Source organism: Pseudomonas putida W15Oct28, from assembly GCF_000708715.2.
Classification (GTDB): domain Bacteria; phylum Pseudomonadota; class Gammaproteobacteria; order Pseudomonadales; family Pseudomonadaceae; genus Aquipseudomonas; species Aquipseudomonas putida_R.
The window spans coordinates 112,168-130,486 of the sequence record NZ_JENB01000004.1 but is presented as its reverse complement, the minus strand read 5'-3'; the positions used below and the strand labels follow the sequence as shown (position 1 = coordinate 130,486).

General features: G+C 63.3%; 17 protein-coding genes. 11 read left to right on the top strand and 6 right to left on the bottom strand.

Going from position 1 to position 18,319, the window contains the following annotated elements:
• Positions 1–16 precede the first annotated feature (16 nt).
• The 5 genes from AK81_RS03960 (at position 17) to tldD (ending at position 8,346) form a co-directional block, all read left to right on the top strand.
• Positions 17–628 carry a Maf family protein gene (locus AK81_RS03960; RefSeq protein ID WP_043196918.1) on the top strand — a complete coding sequence of 204 codons (612 nt, stop codon included), beginning with the start codon at positions 17–19 and terminating at the stop codon, positions 626–628.
• A gap of 54 nt (positions 629–682) precedes the next feature.
• Positions 683–2,140 (top strand): ribonuclease G, encoded by a 1,458-nt coding sequence (rng, locus tag AK81_RS03955; protein ID WP_043196917.1) that lies wholly within the window; start codon positions 683–685, stop codon positions 2,138–2,140.
• Between the two features lie 82 nt (positions 2,141–2,222).
• Positions 2,223–6,044 carry a YhdP family protein gene (locus tag AK81_RS03950; protein WP_043196915.1) on the top strand — a complete coding sequence of 1,274 codons (3,822 nt, stop codon included), beginning with the start codon at positions 2,223–2,225 and terminating at the stop codon, positions 6,042–6,044.
• 8 nt (positions 6,045–6,052) lie between these two features.
• Entirely contained in the window at positions 6,053–6,904 is an 852-nt protein-coding gene (locus tag AK81_RS03945; RefSeq protein ID WP_043196914.1) for a carbon-nitrogen hydrolase family protein, read from the top strand.
• Positions 6,905–6,906: 2 nt separating this feature from the next.
• The gene (tldD, locus tag AK81_RS03940; RefSeq protein ID WP_043196913.1) at positions 6,907–8,346 is read left to right on the top strand and encodes a metalloprotease TldD; all 1,440 of its coding nucleotides are present in this window, start codon (positions 6,907–6,909) and stop codon (positions 8,344–8,346) included.
• Positions 8,347–8,484: 138 nt separating this feature from the next.
• On the opposite strand, the gene yjgA is transcribed toward tldD, so the two are convergent.
• A complete protein-coding gene (gene yjgA, locus AK81_RS03935) occupies positions 8,485–9,003 on the bottom strand; it encodes a ribosome biogenesis factor YjgA (protein ID WP_043196912.1) in 519 nt (172 codons plus the stop codon).
• Positions 9,004–9,112: 109 nt separating this feature from the next.
• Here yjgA and pmbA point away from each other — a divergent pair, with 109 nt between their 5' ends.
• The 6 genes from pmbA to AK81_RS03905 all read left to right on the top strand — a co-directional run bounded on the left by pmbA (position 9,113) and on the right by AK81_RS03905 (position 14,477).
• Complete coding sequence (gene pmbA, locus AK81_RS03930) at positions 9,113–10,459, top strand: metalloprotease PmbA (protein ID WP_043196911.1); 1,347 nt, start codon at positions 9,113–9,115, stop codon at positions 10,457–10,459.
• A 239-nt stretch (positions 10,460–10,698) separates the two neighbouring features.
• Positions 10,699–11,100 carry a hypothetical protein gene (locus AK81_RS03925; RefSeq protein WP_019471375.1) on the top strand — a complete coding sequence of 134 codons (402 nt, stop codon included), beginning with the start codon at positions 10,699–10,701 and terminating at the stop codon, positions 11,098–11,100.
• Entirely contained in the window at positions 11,093–12,469 is a 1,377-nt protein-coding gene (locus AK81_RS03920) for a class II fumarate hydratase (RefSeq protein WP_043196908.1), read from the top strand. The genes AK81_RS03925 and AK81_RS03920 overlap by 8 nt, the downstream gene beginning before the upstream one ends.
• 28 nt (positions 12,470–12,497) lie before the next feature.
• Entirely contained in the window at positions 12,498–12,959 is a 462-nt protein-coding gene (locus AK81_RS03915) for a DUF2753 family protein (protein WP_043196907.1), read from the top strand.
• Position 12,960: 1 nt separating this feature from the next.
• Positions 12,961–13,572: a superoxide dismutase gene (locus AK81_RS03910; protein WP_043196906.1), complete on the top strand. Its 612-nt coding sequence runs from the start codon at positions 12,961–12,963 to the stop codon at positions 13,570–13,572.
• A gap of 11 nt (positions 13,573–13,583) precedes the next feature.
• Entirely contained in the window at positions 13,584–14,477 is an 894-nt protein-coding gene (locus tag AK81_RS03905) for a ZIP family metal transporter (protein ID WP_043196905.1), read from the top strand.
• Between the two features lie 167 nt (positions 14,478–14,644).
• On the opposite strand, the gene AK81_RS03900 is transcribed toward AK81_RS03905, so the two are convergent.
• The 5 genes from AK81_RS03900 to AK81_RS03880 all read right to left on the bottom strand — a co-directional run bounded on the left by AK81_RS03900 (position 14,645) and on the right by AK81_RS03880 (position 18,152).
• Positions 14,645–14,917 carry an HPr family phosphocarrier protein gene (locus tag AK81_RS03900; protein WP_003255140.1) on the bottom strand — a complete coding sequence of 91 codons (273 nt, stop codon included), beginning with the start codon at positions 14,915–14,917 and terminating at the stop codon, positions 14,645–14,647.
• Positions 14,918–14,936: 19 nt separating this feature from the next.
• Positions 14,937–15,791 carry an RNase adapter RapZ gene (rapZ, locus tag AK81_RS03895; protein WP_043196902.1) on the bottom strand — a complete coding sequence of 285 codons (855 nt, stop codon included), beginning with the start codon at positions 15,789–15,791 and terminating at the stop codon, positions 14,937–14,939.
• Positions 15,792–15,793: 2 nt separating this feature from the next.
• Entirely contained in the window at positions 15,794–16,258 is a 465-nt protein-coding gene (gene ptsN, locus AK81_RS03890; RefSeq protein WP_016501337.1) for a PTS IIA-like nitrogen regulatory protein PtsN, read from the bottom strand.
• 12 nt (positions 16,259–16,270) lie between these two features.
• Entirely contained in the window at positions 16,271–16,579 is a 309-nt protein-coding gene (gene hpf, locus AK81_RS03885; protein WP_043196901.1) for a ribosome hibernation-promoting factor, HPF/YfiA family, read from the bottom strand.
• A 79-nt stretch (positions 16,580–16,658) separates the two neighbouring features.
• Positions 16,659–18,152: an RNA polymerase factor sigma-54 gene (locus AK81_RS03880; protein WP_043196900.1), complete on the bottom strand. Its 1,494-nt coding sequence runs from the start codon at positions 18,150–18,152 to the stop codon at positions 16,659–16,661.
• Positions 18,153–18,319: the final 167 nt, after the last annotated feature.

The window sequence follows — 18,319 nt, the reverse complement described above, 5'->3', positions numbered from 1 at the left end:
ACAGGGAGATGTCTGCATGAAACCGCTATACCTGGCCTCTGGCTCGCCCCGCCGTCGTGAACTGCTGACCCAGATCGGTGTGCCTTTCACCGTCGTCAGTGCACCCATCGATGAGTCTCCGCTGCCCAACGAAAGCGCTCCGGCCTACGTCGAACGCCTGGCCAGGGCCAAGGCTGCCGCCGGCCTGGCCAGTGTCGCAGGCCCGGCTGTGGTGCTGGGCGCCGACACCGCGGTGGTGCTCGATGGGCGTATTCTGGGTAAACCGGAAAACCGCGCAGATGCCCTGGCCATGCTGGCCGACCTGTCGGGCCGCGAGCACCAGGTATTGACTGCGGTTGCCCTCAGCGACGGCCTGCATACACAAAGCCTGTGCGTCACCAGCACGGTGCGCTTCCGGGCCATCGGCGCCGATGAAGCGCAACGCTACTGGGCCAGCGGCGAACCTGTGGACAAGGCGGGTGGTTACGCCATCCAGGGCCTGGGCGCAGTATTCGTCACCGGCCTTTCCGGCAGTTATTCGGCCGTGGTAGGCCTGCCCCTCAGTGAGACGGCCGAGTTGCTTGGCACGTTTGGTATCGCCTGTTGGCAATCGCCCGTGCATACGCCAGAGGTAACAAACCCGCGGTAGCCAGCACGGCATACGCCATCCATCATTACAAAAGACCTTTGACGAGAGCCGGCCATGAGTGAAGAGATCCTGATCAACATCACCCCGATGGAGTCACGCGTGGCGGTGGTGGAAAACGGGGTACTGCAGGAAGTGCACGTTGAGCGCACCCAGCGCCGTGGCATCGTAGGCAACATCTACAAGGGCAAGGTGGTGCGTGTGCTGCCGGGCATGCAGGCGGCCTTCGTCGACATCGGCCTGGAGCGTGCCGCGTTCATCCATGCGTCGGAAATTTCCCAGCGTGAAGGCTCGGCGGTCGAGACCATCACTGCGCTGGTGCACGAAGGCCAGGCCCTTGTGGTGCAGGTGACCAAGGACCCGATCGGCACCAAGGGCGCACGCCTGACCACCCAGCTGTCGATCCCTTCGCGCTACCTGGTGTACATGCCGCGCAGCAGCCATGTCGGCATTTCGCTGAAGATCGAAGACGAAGCCGAGCGTGACCGCCTCAAGCAGGTGGTCAGCAACTGCATGGAAAGCGAAAACATCAAGGATGCCGGTGGTTTCATTCTGCGCACCGCCGCCGAAGGCGCACGTGCCGAAGAGATCTTGCAGGACATCCGCTACCTGCGCCGGCTGTGGGAGCAGATTGGCGCCCAGATCAAGACCTGCGGCGCGCCGATGGTCATCTACGAAGATCTGGGCCTCGCCCTGCGAACCCTGCGTGACCTGGTCAACCCCAAGATCGAGAAGATCCGCATCGACTCGCGTGAAACCTTCCAGAAGACCACGCAGTTCGTCGGCGAACTGATGCCGGAGATCGCCGACCGCCTCGAACACTACCCGGGCGAACGGCCGATCTTTGACCTGTACGGTGTCGAAGACGAAATCCAGCGCGCCCTGGAGCGCAAGGTGCCGCTCAAGTCCGGCGGCTACCTGGTGGTCGACCCGGCCGAAGCGATGACCACCATTGACGTGAACACGGGTGCATTCGTCGGCCATCGCAATCTGGAAGAGACCATCTTCAAGACCAACCTGGAGGCTGCCACCGCCATCGCCCGGCAACTGCGCCTGCGCAATATCGGCGGCATCATCATCATCGACTTCATCGACATGGAAGATGAAGAACACCAGCGCCAGGTACTACGTACACTGGAAAAACAGCTGGAACGGGACCACGCAAAGACCAACATCATCGGCATCACCGAGCTGGGCCTGGTGCAGATGACCCGCAAGCGCACCCGTGAAAGCCTGGAGCAGGTGCTGTGCGAGCCGTGCCTGGGCTGTCAGGGCCGCGGCAAGCTGAAAACCCCCGAGACCATCTGTTACGAGATCTTCCGCGAGATCCTGCGCGAGGCCCGTGCCTATCAGGCCGAGGGCTACCGTGTACTGGCCAACCAGAAGGTGGTCGACCGCCTGCTGGATGAAGAGTCCGGCAACGTGGCAGAACTGGAGGCCTTTATCGGTCGAACCATTCGCTTCCAGGTCGAGTCGATGTATTCGCAGGAACAATACGACGTGGTGCTGCTCTGAGGTCTTCTCGAACGCACCACTGGATGGTCGGGCTGGCAAAACCGCCACTACCGGCCATCATGGATAAACGACTTGGAGGGCCATGGCCATGGGACGTCTGACCCGCGTTCTTGTCGCCTTGACCCGCTGGGGGCTGGGCTTTTGCGCCCTGCTGGCGGTATTGGTGGCGCTGTATGTCAGCCTCGGCCGTGAATTGGTGCCGCTGGTGGCCGAATACCGTGCCGATGTGGAACGCAAGGCTGAGCAGGCGCTGGGCCTGCCGGTGCATGTCGGTGCCCTTGAAGGGCGCTGGAGCGGGCTGGCACCGGTGCTGCGGGTACGTGACCTGCAACTGGGTGAAGGTGCAACGGCGCTGCGCCTGGACGACGTCAAGGTGGTGCCCGATGTCTGGGCCAGCCTCAGTGCCCGCGAAGTGCGCCTGGCGCGTATACAACTGGGTGGCCTGCAACTGATCCTGCGTGAGAACGAGCAGGGTGCCTGGCACCTTGAAGGCCTGCCGAAGAAGGACGATGCGCCACTTGACCCCGCCGAACTGCTGCAGCGCCTGCGCCAGCTGGGCCGCATTGATGTGTTCGACAGCCAGGTCACCTTGCACCCGTGGCAGCGTGACCCGCTCACCCTGACTTATGTTAGCGCCGGCCTGCAGGCGGGGGCTTCGCGCCAGGCCCTTGACCTGAGTGCGACCCTGCCCGATGGCCAGCCCCTGGCGCTGAACCTGCGTAGCCGTGCGTCGGCCAAGGCCTGGCGTGATGGCCAGGTAGATGCCTACCTGAGCCTGCCGCAGAGTGACTGGGCCCGATGGTTGCCCCCACGCCTGCTGGGCCAGTGGCATGCCGACGCGCTGCGAGCGGGCGGCGAGTTCTGGGTCGACTGGCGCGAAGGGCAATTGCAGCAGGCTGTGGTGCGGCTCAACGCACCTGAGCTGCAGGGCGGCTATGTCGGGCGCAAGGCCGCAACGCTGAACAACCTGGCCTTGGGCGCCTGGTTCCAGCGCCGGGATCAAGGCTTTGATGTGGTGGTCGACTCCCTGGCCATGGACATCGGCAAGACCCGTTGGGAGTCGCACCTGCAGTTGCAGCAGCGCCCCGGTGAAAGCGCTGCCGATGAACGCTGGAAAGTGCAGGCCGACCGGCTCAACCTTACGCCCTTGACCCCGCTGATCGAAGCCCTGGCACCGCTGCCTGACAATGTCATGGCTGTTGTCGACGGCCTGAAGGTAACCGGCGCGCTGCGCAACGTGCGGCTGGAGGTTCGGCCCAAGGCCGAGGGTGACCAGCGCCTGCAGTTCGAAGCCAACCTGGAGAAGGTCGGTTTCGATGCATACCACAGTGCCCCGGCTGCCGGTAACGTCAGCGGCAGCATCAGCGGCGACCTGGGCCACGGTGAGCTACGCCTGGATACCGATGCGTTCATGCTGCATCTGTACCCGATCTTCGCCAAACCCTGGCATTACCAGAAAGCCAACGCGCGCCTGACCTGGACGCTGGACAAGGAAGGCTTCACCCTGATCGCGCCTTACCTCAAAGTGTTGGGCGAGGAGGGCAAGGTTGCCGGTGACTTCCTTATTCGCCTGTTGTTCGAAGAAGGCCGCGAGGACTACATGGACCTGCGCGTTGGCCTGACCGAGGGCGATGGCCGCTACACCGCCAAGTACCTGCCCGAAGTGCTCAGCCCGGCCCTCGACGAATGGCTACGCAGCGCCATTGTCAAAGGCACGGTGGATGAAGGCTACTTCCAGTACCAGGGCTCGTTGAACCATGGCGCCGCGCCGGAGGCCCGCAGCATCAGCCTGTTTTTCAAGGTGCGTGACGCGGCCCTGGACTTCCAGCCTGGCTGGCCGCAGGTGCAGCACGTAGATGGCGATGTGTTCATCGAGGACAGCGGTGTGCGCATCAAGGCTCAGCGTGGCGTGTTGCTCGACACCAAGGTGAGCGATGTCAGCGTCGATATCCCGCATGTCGAGGGTAACCAGCACAGCCGCCTGTACCTGGATGGCGACTTCGACGGCAGCCTGGGCGATGGCCTGAAAATACTCAAGGAAGCGCCGATCGGCACAGGCGAGATCTTCGCCGGCTGGGAGGGCGAAGGGCCGTTGAAGGGCAAGGTCAAGCTCGACATCCCGCTGGCCCACGGGGAGCGACCGAAAGTAAAGGTGGACTTCGCCACCCGCGATGCGCGCCTGAAAGTTGCCCCTCCGAGCCTGGAGCTGAGCCGCTTGAAGGGTGATTTCAGCTTCGATTTCGATAAGGGCCTGAGTGGCAATGGCATCAGCCTGCAGGCGTTCGGCAAGCCGGTGACGGCGCAAATTACTGCCGAAGGCCAGCCGGGGCAGATGCAGACGCGCATCGACGCCAATGGCCAGGTTTCGCTCAAGGCACTGACCGACTGGCTGCAGTTCAAGCAGGCCTTGCCAGCGTCCGGCGACCTTCCTTACCAGTTGCAGCTCAGCCTGGGTAGCCGGGACAACCGGCTGAGCGTCAACTCGAACCTGAAGGGCTTGGCCATCGACCTGCCGGCGCCCTTCGGCAAAGCAGCGGCAGACGCCCGCGACAGCCGTTTCAGCATGAACCTGCAAGGCCAGGAGCGACGTTTCGATGCCGCTTACACCGACCTTGCACGCTTTGCCTACGCTGCACCGGTCGACAAGCTGATGCAGGGTCGTGGTGAATTGCTGCTGGGCACGGGTGACGCGCAAGTGCCCGCCGGCCAGGGCCTGCGGGTGCGCGGGCGCCTGGAGTCGCTGGACCTGGCGCCCTGGCAGGAGCAGGCGGCCCGCCTGGCCGGCGACGACCCGGGTGGCAGCGCGCGGCAGAACCTGCAAAGTGTCGACCTGAGCATTGGCCAGCTGAAAGCCTTCGGCATGGACCTGAACCAGGCCGTGGTACGCATGGCCCGTGGCGGCGCGGCCTGGGACTTGCGCCTGGACAGCAAGGAAGTGATTGGCAACGCCCGTGTGCCGGATGCCAAGGGTGCGCCCATGGTCGTGCGAATGCAGACCCTGCGCCTGCCTGCTGCCGACCCCGCCCAGGCTCAGGCCGAAGAGGGCCCGGACCCGTTGGCCTCGTTCGACCCGCGCAAGGTACCGGCGCTGGACTTGAGCATCGACAAGCTCTACCGCGGCGACGACCTGTTCGGCAGCGCGGCGATCAAATTGCGACCGACAGCGCGTGGCGTGAACGCCAGCGATATCGACCTCGACTTCAAAGGGCTGCGCATCGACGGCGGTGGCGGCTGGGAGGGTGAGCAGGGCAGCACCAGCAGCTGGTACAAAGGGCGCCTGGACGGCAAGAACCTGGCAGATGTGCTCAAGGCCTGGGGCTTCGCCCCGACGGTGACCAGCCGTGACTTCCGCCTGGACGTGGACGGCCGTTGGCCGGGTTCGCCTGCTGCGGTGGGCCTGAAGCGCTTCTCTGGCAGCATGGATGCGGCGCTGCGCACCGGCCAGTTCGTCGAAGTCGAAGGCAGTGCACAGGCACTGCGCGTGTTCGGCCTGCTCAACTTCAACTCCATAGGCCGGCGCCTGCGCCTGGACTTCTCCGACCTGTTCGAAAAGGGTCTGGCCTATGACCGGGTCAAAGGCCTGCTGGTGGCCAGTGACGGTGTCTATGTGACCCGCGAACCGATCAGTGTCACTGGCCCGTCGAGCAACTTCGAGCTGGAGGGCACCCTGGACATGGTGCGCGACCGGGTCGATGCCAACCTGCAGGTGAGCCTGCCGGTGACCAACAACCTGCCGCTGGCGGCACTGATTATCGGCGCACCAGCCGTAGGCGGCGCGCTGTTCCTGGTCGACCGGTTGATCGGTGACCGCGTGTCGCGCTTTGCCAGCGTGCACTACCGTGTCGAAGGGCCGTGGAAAGAGCCTAGAATCACATTTGTGAAACCTTTCGAGAAATCCCGCTAGGAGTGCCCATGAAGGCAGCGGTAATCCAGATGGTCAGCCAGGATGATGTGCTGGCCAACCTGCAGCGTGCCGGTGCCCTGTTGGAGCAGGCCGCATCTGGCGGCGCACGGCTGGCGGTACTGCCGGAAAACTTCGCCGCCATGGGCCGCAAGGACGCCGCTGCCATTGGCCGCGCCGAAGCATTGGGCGAAGGGCCGATCCTGCCATGGTTGAAACGCACCGCCCGCGACCTCAAGTTATGGATTGTCGCCGGTACTTTGCCCTTGCCTCCGGTCGGCCAGCCCGAGGCCAAGGCGCATGCCTGCTCGCTGCTGATCGACGAACACGGCGAGGTGGCGGCACGGTATGACAAGCTGCACCTGTTCGACGTGGACGTTGCCGACAACCGCGGTCGGTACCGTGAGTCGGACGACTACGCCCATGGCGGCCAGGTGGTGGTGGCTGACACGCCGGTTGGGCGGCTGGGGCTTAGCGTGTGCTACGACTTGCGCTTCCCAGAGTTGTACAGCGCGCTGCGTGCTGCCGGCGCGGAACTGATCACTGCCCCAGCGGCCTTCACTGCCGTGACAGGCGCGGCACATTGGGAGGTGCTGGTACGCGCCCGCGCGATCGAAACCCAGTGTTACCTGCTGGCTGCGGCGCAGGGCGGCATCCACCCAGGCCCTCGGGAAACCCATGGCCATGCGGCAATCGTCGACCCTTGGGGGCGCATCGTCGCAGAACAGGCGCAAGGCGAAGCGGTACTGCTTGCCGAGCGCGACATTGAAGAACAAGCGTCCATCCGGGCGCGCATGCCGGTGGTATCGCACCGGCGCTTTTTCTCGCAGGGCGCGTTGCGGCCTGCGCACACCTCGGAGTGACTATGAGCCAGATGTTATCCACCGTCAGTGAGCAGCTTTTGGCCCCAGGCGGCTTGACCCTGGACAGCCTGCAGAGCGTGCTCGGTGAGTTGGCCGGCCCCGGCATCGACGCCGCCGACCTGTATTTCCAGGGTCAGATCTCGGAAACCTGGGCGCTGGAAGACGGCATCGTCAAAGAGGGCAGCTTCAACCTGGACCAGGGCGTGGGCGTACGGGCCCAGTCCGGTGAAAAAACCGGCTTCGCCTACAGCAATGCGATCAACCTCGAGGCGTTGACCTCGGCGGCGCGTGCCGCCCGTTCGATTTCACGTGCCGGGCAAAACGGCACGGTCCAGGCCTTCCGCAGCCAGGAGGTGACTGCCCTGTATGCCGCAGACAACCCGCTGGATGTACTCAGCCGTGCCGAAAAGGTCGAGCTGCTCAAGCGTGTCGATGTCGCCACCCGCGCCCTGGACCCGCGCATCCAGCAGGTCAGCGTGAGCATGGCCGGGGTCTGGGAACGCATCCTGATCGCTGCGGCGGATGGCAGCCTGGCCGCCGACGTGCGACCGCTGGTGCGCTTCAACGTCAGCGTCATCGTCGAGCAGAACGGCCGTCGCGAGCGCGGCGGGCAGGGCGGTGGCGGGCGCACCGACTACCGCTTCTTCACCGAAGAACGGGTAATGGGCTATGCCCGCGAGGCATTGCGCCAGGCGCTGGTAAACCTGGAGGCGATCCCGGCACCCGCCGGCACCTTGCCGGTGGTACTGGGCTCGGGCTGGTCGGGCGTGTTGCTGCACGAGGCTGTGGGCCATGGCCTGGAAGGTGACTTCAACCGCAAGGGCAGTTCGGCGTTCAGCGGCCGCATTGGCGAGAAAGTGGCTTCGAGCCTGTGCACCATCGTTGACGATGGCACGCTCGAAGGGCGCCGTGGCTCGCTGAGCGTGGATGACGAAGGCACCCCGACCGAATGCACCACGCTGATCGAGAACGGTGTGCTCAAGGGTTACATGCAGGACAAGCTCAACGCACGCCTGATGGGCATGGCGGTGACCGGCAACGGCCGCCGCGAATCCTACGCGCACCTGCCGATGCCGCGCATGACCAATACCTACATGCGTGCCGGCGAAAGCGACCCGCAGGAAATCATCGCATCGGTGAAGAAAGGTATCTACTGCGCCAGCCTTGGCGGTGGCCAGGTGGACATCACCAGCGGCAAGTTCGTGTTCTCGACCAGTGAGGCCTACCTGATCGAAGACGGCAAGATTACTGCCCCCGTGAAGGGCGCGACCCTGATCGGCAATGGGCCGGAGGCGATGAGCCGGGTGTCGATGGTCGGTAACGACCTGGCGCTGGACAGCGGGGTAGGGACCTGCGGCAAGGATGGGCAGTCGGTACCCGTGGGAGTAGGGCAGCCGACTTTGAAGCTGGACGCGATTACCGTGGGCGGTACCGGGGCGTGATGGCCATCTGGGACCGCTTTGCGGTCCTTTCGCGACGCAAGGCCGCTCCCACAGGGACCGCGCCATACAGCAATGGCTGCGCGAATACTGTGGGAGCGGCCTTGTGTCGCGATTGGGCCGCACAGCGGCCCCAGGGACTCAGCGCAAACCGCGCTGCATCTCGTCGAGGTCGCGGATGTACTTGAACACCTTGCGCGCGGCAGCAGGCGGCTTGTTCCGCGCTTTTTCGTGCTGGGCATGTCGGATCAGCGAGCGCAGTTGCTGGCGATCGGTATCGGGGTATTCGTTGACGAAACGCTCGAGGTCCTCGTCATTACCGTCGATGAGCCGGTCGCGCCAGCGCTCCAGGCCGTGGAAGCGCTCGTTGTACTGGCGGGTCGAGCTGTCCATCTGCTCAAGCAAGGCGTGGATGGCATCCAGGTCCTGCACGCGCATCAGCTTGCCGACGAACGACATGTGGCGTTTACGGGCGCCGTGAGCGGTGTGCTTGGAAGCCTCGGCCAGCGCCTTGCGTAGCTCGTCGGTCAACGGCAGACGCGCCAGAGTGTCGGCCTTGAGCGTAGTGAGGCGCTCGCCGAGTTCAACCAGCTCATGCAGTTCGCGCTTGATCTGGGTTTTGCTTTTTTCGCCGTCGTAGGCGTCGTTTGAATCAACCATGGTGGCAGTCCGCTAGAAATCGCCGCCATGATAACCAGTCGGGGGCCGCTTGTCCGGCCCGGTCGTAGAATGACCCCAAGCCGTACGCAGAATTTTAGTGGAGAGAACCATGAGTGCAGTCCAGAGCGTAGGTCCGAAAGACCTGCCAGCATTGCAGGAGCAGGTCGAGGCGATCATTGCCGAGGCGCGCCGCCAGGGGGCCAGCGCCTGCGAAGTGGCGGTGTCGCTGGAGCAGGGCCTGTCCACCACGGTACGCCAGCGCGAGGTCGAAACGGTCGAGTTCAATCGCGACCAGGGCTTTGGTATCACCCTTTATGTGGGCCAGCGCAAAGGCTCGGCCAGCACCTCGGCCAGTGGCCCGGATGCGATTCGCGAAACTGTCGCGGCGGCCTTGGCCATTGCCAAGCATACCTCCGAGGACGAATGTTCAGGCCTGGCCGACGCGGCGCTGATGGCCCGCGAAATTCCGGATCTGGACCTTTACCACGACTGGGATATCGAGCCCGAAAAGGCCATCGAGATGGCCCTGGCCTGCGAGGCTGCGGCGTTCGATGCAGACCCGCGCATCCTCAACGCCGACGGCACCACGCTCAATACCCACCAAGGCTGCCGTGTGTATGGCAACAGCCACGGTTTTATTGGGAGTTACGCCTCGACCCGGCACAGCCTGAGCTGCGTGATGATCGCTGAAGGCGACGGGCAGATGCAGCGTGACTACTGGTACGACGTGAACCGGCAGGGCACCCTGCTGGCCGATCCGCGCAGCATCGGCGTGCGCGCTGCCCAGCGCGCAGCCAGCCGTTTGGGCGCGCGCCCGGTACCGACCTGCGAGGTGCCGGTGCTGTTCTCCGCCGAACTGGCCGGTGGCCTGTTCGGCAGCTTCCTCTCGGCCATTTCCGGCGGCAATCTTTACCGCAAGTCGTCGTTCCTTGAAGGGACCATTGGCCAACGCCTGTTCCCCTCCTGGCTGACCCTTGACGAGCGCCCCCATATTCCACGGGCACTGGGTAGCGCGGCATTCGACGGTGATGGCTTGGCGACCTATGCCAAGCCGTTCGTCGACAAAGGTGAACTGGTGTCGTACCTGCTGGGCACCTATTCCGGGCGCAAGCTGGGCTTGCCGAGCACGGCCAACTCCGGTGGCGTGCACAACCTGTTCGTCACTCACGGTGTCGAAGATCAGGCCGCGTTGATCCGCCGTATGGGGCGCGGGCTGCTGGTGACCGAGTTGATGGGGCATGGGCTGAACATGGTGACGGGGGATTACTCCCGTGGTGCGGCAGGCTTCTGGGTCGAAAATGGCGAGATTCAGCATGCGGTGCAGGAAGTGACCATTGCCGGCAATATGAAAGATATGTTCCAGCAAATCGTGGCGATTGGTAATGATCTTGAAACCCGCAGCAACATCCACACAGGCTCGGTGTTGATCGAGCGGATGACTGTTGCTGGTAGCTGATCTTTAGCCTGTACCGGCCTATTCGCGGGCTTGCCCGCTCCCACAAGTAACTGCGCCAGCTTAGGCCTGTGCGATCACTGTGGGAGCGGGCGAGCCCGCGAAGAGGCCGGTCCAGGCACTACAAAATTTTCAGTCCCACAGAAGACCCGGCCCCTGCGCCGGGTTTTTTTCATCACCTTTTTCTTGAAGTGATTCTGTTTATCACTTAATAATGAATATCATTATCCAGTAACCCGGCGATGATGTTCATGAAACCCGTCCTCCGCGAACTGCCCTACCTGGAAAACTGGCGCTGGCTCAGCCGGCGCATCCGCTGTGCGCTCGAGCCCGACGAGCCGCGCCTGATCGAGCATTACCTGGCCGAAGGCCGCTATCTGGTGTGCTGCACCGAGACCTCGTCATGGACGGTGGCCCTGACTTCTTTCCGCCTGCTGCTGGATACCGCCTGCGACCGCATGCTGCCCTGGCACTGGCGCTGCCTGTGCCTGGATCAGGCCTGGCGCCCGCTGCTGGACCTGCGCAACCTCGACCGCCACGAACAGAACCAGCGCTGGCAGCCCTACGCCCTGCAGTTGGCCAATTGCCGTCTGCTGCCGTCGATTTCTCCCGATGAACTGATGCAAGGATTTGATGATGAGTGATACCCGTATCGAGCGTGACAGCATGGGTGAACTGCAGGTGCCGGCCCAGGCCCTGTACGGTGCCCAGACCCAGCGCGCGGTCGACAACTTCCCGGTCAGTGGCCTGCGCATGCCGGCCCAGTTCATTCGTGCCTTGTTGCTGGCCAAAGCTGCTGCCGCCAAGGCCAACGTCGAGCTGGAGCAATTGTCTGCGGCGCAGGGCCAGGCCATCGTCAAGGCTGTCGAGCAATTGCTGGCCGAAGACTTCATCCAGCACTTCCCGGTGGATGTGTTCCAGACCGGCTCCGGCACCAGCTCGAACATGAACGCCAACGAGGTGATTGCCACCCTGGCCAGCCGCGTGCTGGGTGACGCGGTCAACGCCAACGACCACGTCAACTGTGGCCAGAGCAGCAACGACATCATCCCCACCACCATCCATGTCAGCGCTGCGCTGGCCTTGCACGAGCAGTTGCTGCCGGCGCTGAGCCACCTGGTACAGGTGATCGAGACCAAGTCGGCGCAAGTGCATCAGTATGTGAAGACTGGCCGCACCCATTTGATGGACGCCATGCCGGTGCGCATGAGCCAGGTGCTGGATGGCTGGGCAGCGCAGATCAACGCTGCCAAGGGGCACATCGAAGCGACCCTGCCGAGCCTGCAGGCGCTGGCCCAGGGCGGCACCGCCGTGGGTACTGGCATCAACGCCCACCCGCAGTTCGCTGCCGGTTTTGCCCGACAGCTCAGCGGCCTGACCCAGGTCGAGTTCACCCCAGGGCAGAACCTGTTCGCCCTGATCGGCTCGCAAGACACCGCCGTGGCGCTGTCCGGCCAGCTCAAGACCACCGCCGTGGCACTGATGAAGATCGCCAACGACCTGCGCTGGATGAACTCCGGCCCACTGGCCGGCCTGGGCGAAATCGAGCTGCAAGGCTTGCAGCCGGGCTCTTCGATCATGCCAGGCAAGGTCAACCCGGTGATCCCGGAGGCCACTGCCATGGTTGCCGCCCAAGTGATCGGTAACGACGCGACCATCGCTGTCGCTGGCCAGTCCGGCAATTTCGAGCTGAACGTGATGCTGCCGGTGATCGCCCGCAACCTGCTGGAGAGCATTGAGCTGATGGCCAACGTCAGCCGCTTGCTGGCCGACAAGGCCATCGCCAGCTTCAAGGTCAACGAGGCCAAGCTCAAGGAAGCCCTGGCGCGCAACCCGATCCTGGTCACCGCGCTGAACCCGATCATCGGTTACCTCAAGGCCGCCGAAATCGCCAAGACCGCCTACAAGCAGGGCCGCCCGGTCATCGATGTGGCGCTGGAGCACACCGACCTGTCGCGTGACCAGCTTGAAGCGCTGCTGGACCCGGAAAAACTCACCGCCGGCGGTATCTGACCCTGCGTCACCGCCCAGGAGACAAACCATGCAGCACTGGAAACGCACCACGGAAACCGCCAACCGCCTGTTCGAACAAGGCGAGCTGGTTGACGCCCGGGAACACTACCTACAAGCCCTGGCGCTGGCCCAGGTGCTGTTCGAGCGCTGGCATGACGTCGACGAAGCGGTGGCCATATTCGTCATCGCCCACCACAACCTGGCCGACCTGCACCTGCGCCTGAATCAGCCGCACGAGAGCGCCGACTACCTGTGCGCCGCCCACCAGCGGCTGCTGCAGGCCAGCCAGGAGGCGCGCTTGCCCCAGGCGCTGCGTGACGCAGCCCTGCGCCACAGTGGGCGAACCTACACCGAACTGCTGAATTTCATCGCCGAGTACGGCCAGTACCCGCGAACCGAGCGCCTGCTCAACCGCCACAATGCCGGGGCCAGCGAACTCGCTGCCCAGCCGGACGTGGCGCCCAGAACCCATGCCTACGGAATTCACTGACATGCCCCATACCTTGCCTGCTTTGCCTTACGCCTACGATGCACTGGAGCCGCACATCGACGCCCAGACCATGGAGATCCACCACAGCAAGCACCATCAGACCTACGTCAACGGCCTCAATGCCGCCATCGAGGGCACCGAGTGGGCCGAATGGCCGGTGGAAAAACTGGTCGGTGCGGTCAAGCAGCTGCCGGAAAACCTGCGTGGCGCGGTGACCAACCACGGCGGCGGCCACGCCAACCACAGCCTGTTCTGGACCGTGATGTCGCCGCAGGGCGGCGGTGAGCCGCAGGGCCAGCTGGCACAGGCCATCTCCTCGCAACTGGGCGGTTTCGACGCCTTCAAGGACGCCTTCACCAAAGCGGCGCTTACCCGCTTCGGCAGCGGCTGGGCCTGGCTCAGCGTGACCCCGCAGAAAACCCTGGTGGTAGAAAGCAGCGGTAACCAGGACAGCCCGCTGATGCACGGCAATACGCCGATCCTCGGCCTGGACGTGTGGGAGCATGCCTACTACCTGAAGTACCAGAACCGTCGTCCGGAATACATCGGTGCTTTCTACAACGTCATTGACTGGGCGGAAGTGGAACGTCGTTACGTTGAAGCCCTGAAGTGAGTCGGACCGGTATGCGCTCTGAAGTGATGTCTGTCAGCAGTGTGCGCCTGTTTCGCCTGGCGCTTGGGACTTTGCTTTTGCTGGCCGGCACCGCGCTGCTGGTAGCGCGCGGCCTTGCCTGGCTGGACCTGGAGCCACGTATGTTGCGCGCCCTGGAGGGCGGCGCATTGTGCGCACTGGGGACAGCGTTGGGGGCGGTACCGGTACTGGTCATTCGCAACATGCCGGTGGCGCTGGCCGACACACTGCTGGGCTTTGGCGCCGGGGTGATGCTGGCGGCCACCGCGTTTTCCCTGATTATTCCAGGGTTGGACGCGGCCCAGTCCATCGGTTTCAGCCCTTGGGGCGCGGGTGGCCTGATCAGCTTTGGCTTGCTGTTCGGTGCGCTGTGCCTGTTTCTGGTTGACCTCAAGGTGTCTGGCGCCTCGCCAGAAGCGCTGGTCGGCATCGACAACCAGCCGGTGATTGCTGCGCGCATCTGGCTGTTTGTCATCGCCATCATCGCTCACAACATCCCGGAAGGCATGGCCATCGGTGTATCGGCCGGTGGCGGCATGGCCGATGCCGACAGCCTGGCCATGGGCATTGCGTTGCAGGATGTGCCAGAGGGGCTGGTGATTGCGCTGGTGCTGGCCGGGGCGGGCATGTCGCGCTTCAAAGCCTTCCTGATTGGCGCAGCTTCAGGCCTGGTCGAGCCGGTGGCTGCAGTGATCTGCGCCTGGCTGGTGAACATCGCCGAACTGCTGCTGCCGCTGGGCCTGGCCTGCGCGGCGGGTGCGATGCTGCTAGTGGTGACCCAGGAGATCATCCCCGAATCGCGCAGCAACGGCCATCACCGCTTGGCCAGCCTGGGGCTGTGTATTGGCTTCTGCCTGATGATGGTGATGGATACTGCGATGTCCTGATCGTTCGTCAGGTCGGCGGGATACACACTGTGGGAGCGGCCTTGCGTCGCGATCGGGCTGCGCAGCAGACCCGGCGATCTTCAAGGTGTTCGAGATTGCCGGGGCCGCTGCGCGCCCCAATCGCGACACAAGGCCGCTCCCACATGGGCGGTGCAGGGCTGATGCTTCTACTCGCCTTCGTCGAAGAAGTTGTTGATCAGCTCGACCAGCGCATCCATGGCGTCGTTGTCCTGCTCGCCTTCGGTGTGCAGGTGCACCTGGGTGCCTTTGCCGGCCGCCAGCATCATCACCGCCATGATGCTTTTGCCATCCACCAGCTTGTCCGGCGCACGGCCAACCCGCACCTGGCAGGGGAAGCGGCCCGCCACGCCGACGAACTTGGCTGCCGCCCGGGCATGCAGGCCCAGCTTGTTGATGATGGTGATTTCGCGGGCGGGCATCGTGGGGTGGATCCTTGGGCTAGAGGTCGCGGTGGCGGACCTGGACGTTTTTCAGGGATTGCTGCAGCAACTGGCCAAGGCGCTCGGTGATGTACACCGAGCGGTGGTGGCCGCCGGTGCAGCCGATTGCAATGGTGACGTAGGCGCGGTTGCTGGCGGCGAAGCGGGGCAGCCACTTGAGCAGGTAGCTGGAAATGTCGCTGAACATGTCTTCGACATCCGGCTGTGCGGCCAGGTAGTCGATTACCGGTTGGTCGAGGCCGGAGTGCTCGCGCAGTTCTGGCTTCCAGTAAGGGTTGGGCAGGCAGCGCACATCGAACACCAGGTCTGCATCGACCGGCATGCCACGCTTGAAACCGAACGACTCGACCAGGAACGCGGTGCCAGGCTCGGGTTGATTGAGCAGGCGCAGCTTGATCGAATCACGCAGCTGATACAGGTTCAGGTTGGTGGTGTCGATCTTCAGGTCGGCCAGGTCGGCGATCGGGCCCAGAAGCTCGTTCTCGACGCGTATCGCTTCTGCCAGCGAGCGGTTGGCATTGGTCAGTGGGTGGCGTCGGCGGGTTTCCGAGAAGCGCTTGAGCAGCATGTCTTCGTCGGCATCCAGGAACAGCACATCGCACTGGATGTTGCGCGCGCGGGCTTCTTCGAGCAATTCGGGGAAGCGCGACAGGTGGCTGGGCAGGTTACGCGCATCGATCGACACGGCAACCTTCGGTTGCAGCAGTTCGGTGTTGATCAGCGCTTCTTCCGCCAGCTGCGGCAGCAGCCCGGCGGGCAGGTTGTCAATGCAGTAGAAACCGTTGTCTTCCAGTACATCGAGGGCGGTGCTCTTGCCGGAGCCGGAGCGGCCGCTGACAATGATCAGGCGCATGTTCAGTGCTCGTTCTGTACGTCCAGGACAACCTGGAACAGGGCCTCGTTACTGCTGGCGGCACGCAAGCGATCACGAACCTCCTTGCGATCGAGCATGCTGGCAATCTGGCGCAGCAGTTCCAAGTGGGCATCGGTAGCGGCTTCAGGCACCAGCAGGACGAACAGCAGGTCCACGGGCGCGCCATCGATGGCGTCGTAATCGATTGGGGCTTCAAGGTGCAGCAGGGCACTGACCGGGGCGGAACAGCCTTCAAGCCGGCAGTGCGGGATGGCGATGCCATTGCCGAAACCGGTCGAGCCGAGTTTTTCCCGGGCAACCAGTTTTTCGAAGACGTCTTGCATCTCCAGTTCTGGCACTTGGTCGGCGATGACGGTGGCGACCTTTTCCAGGGCGCGCTTCTTACTGCCGCCCGGCACGTTCACGAGGGAACGGCCGGGGGTCAGGATGGTTTCAAGTCGGATCATGGATGAGGGGGATCAGCGGGCAGCTGCACCTTGCAGCAGGCTTTGCTGTTTTTCCTTGTGTTTTTTCAGTTGGCGGTCGAGCTTGTCGGTCAATGCGTCGATTGCTGCATACATGTCTTCGTGTTCGGCGTTCGCTACCACTTCGCTGCCGGGAATCTGCAGGGTCGCTTCGACCTTCTGCTGCAGTTTCTCGACTTTCATGATGACCTGCACGTTGGTGATCTTGTCGAAGTGACCCTCCAGGCGTTTGAGCTTCTGCTCCACATAATCGCGCAGCGGTTGGGTGACTTCGACATGGTGTCCACTGATATTGACTTGCATACAGCTTCTCCTTTGTTGCCCGTGCATAAAGAGGCAGGTCTTGCACCTGCCCCACAAACGCTGTGGCACATCTCAGGGGCTACATCAGTCGCTTGCGCTCGCTCGACGGTGCGATGCCGAGGGACTCGCGGTACTTGGCGACGGTGCGACGGGCTACCTGGATGCCTTGTGCCTCCAGTAAACCAGCGATCTTGCTGTCACTCAATGGCTTTTTCTGATTTTCCGCCGCAACCAGTTTCTTGATGATCGCGCGAATCGCCGTGGACGAGCATTCTCCGCCTTCGGAGGTGCTGACGTGGCTGGAGAAAAAGTATTTCAATTCGTAGATGCCACGCGGGGTGTGCATGTACTTTTGCGTGGTAACCCGCGAAATGGTCGACTCGTGCATCCCCACCGCTTCGGCGATGTCGTGCAGCACCAGCGGCTTCATTGCTTCGTCGCCGTGGTCGAGGAAGCCGCGCTGGTGCTCGACGATCTGCGTGGCAACCTTCATCAGGGTTTCGTTGCGGCTTTGCAGGCTCTTGATGAACCAGCGCGCTTCCTGCAACTGGTTGCGCATGAAGGTGTTGTCGGCACTGGTGTCGGCGCGGCGCACGAAACCGGCGTATTGCGGGTTCACCCGCAGGCGCGGTATGGCTTCCTGGTTCAGCTCCACCAGCCAGCGGTCGGTGTCTTTGCGCACGATGACGTCGGGCACCACGTACTCGGGTTCGCTGGACTCGATCTGTGAACCAGGGCGCGGGTTGAGGCTTTGTACCAGTTCGATGACCTGGCGAAGCTCGTCTTCCTTGATTTTCATGCGCCGCATCAGCTGGCTGTAGTCGCGGCTGCCGAGCAGGTCGATGAAATCGGTGACCAGGCGCTTGGCTTCGGTCATCCACGGCGTATTGGCAGGTAGCTGGCGCAGTTGCAGCAGCAGGCATTCGCCCAGGTTGCGGGCGCCGACACCCGCCGGTTCGAACTGCTGGATGCGGTGCAGCACCGCTTCGACTTCGTCCAGCTCGATGTCCAGCTCCGGGTCGAAACCGGCGCAGATTTCTTCGAGGGTGTCTTCCAGGTAGCCCTGGCCGTTGATGCTGTCGATCAGGGTAACGGCGATCAGGCGGTCGGTGTCGGACATCGGCGCCAGGTTCAGTTGCCACAGCAGGTGGCTTTGCAGGCTTTCGCCGGCCGATGTGCGGGTGGTGAAGTCCCACTCGTCGTCATCGTTGCTCGGCAGGCTGCTGGCGCTGGTCTGGTAGATGTCTTCCCAGGCGGTATCGACCGGAAGCTCGTTGGGAATGCGCTCGCTCCATTCACCGTCTTCCAGGTTGTCGGCACTGACGGTGCTTTCCTGGAAGCTGTTGTCCTGGGCTTCGGCTGTCGGCTTGTTCTCGGCGTTGTCCGCCATCGGGTCGCTGTTGTCGAAGTCCTCGCCGTCTTCCTGACGTTCGAGCATCGGGTTCGACTCCAGCGCTTCCTGGATTTCCTGTTGGAGGTCCAGGGTGGAAAGCTGGAGCAGGCGGATGGCCTGTTGCAACTGCGGTGTCATCGTCAGTTGCTGGCCCATTTTTAGGACGAGCGATGGTTTCATGGCAGGGGCTTGTACCTTGTTCGCCGGCGCGCATGCGCCATCCACTACACGAGGGCGCCGGGGCGCCAGATCAAGCAAGTTTTATGCCTTAAATTGTAGCGTTTGCCTAGAGCACCGTAACAACTTTACCCGCCGTTGTGCGGCTATTTTCCGGTGCTCCAGGCGCG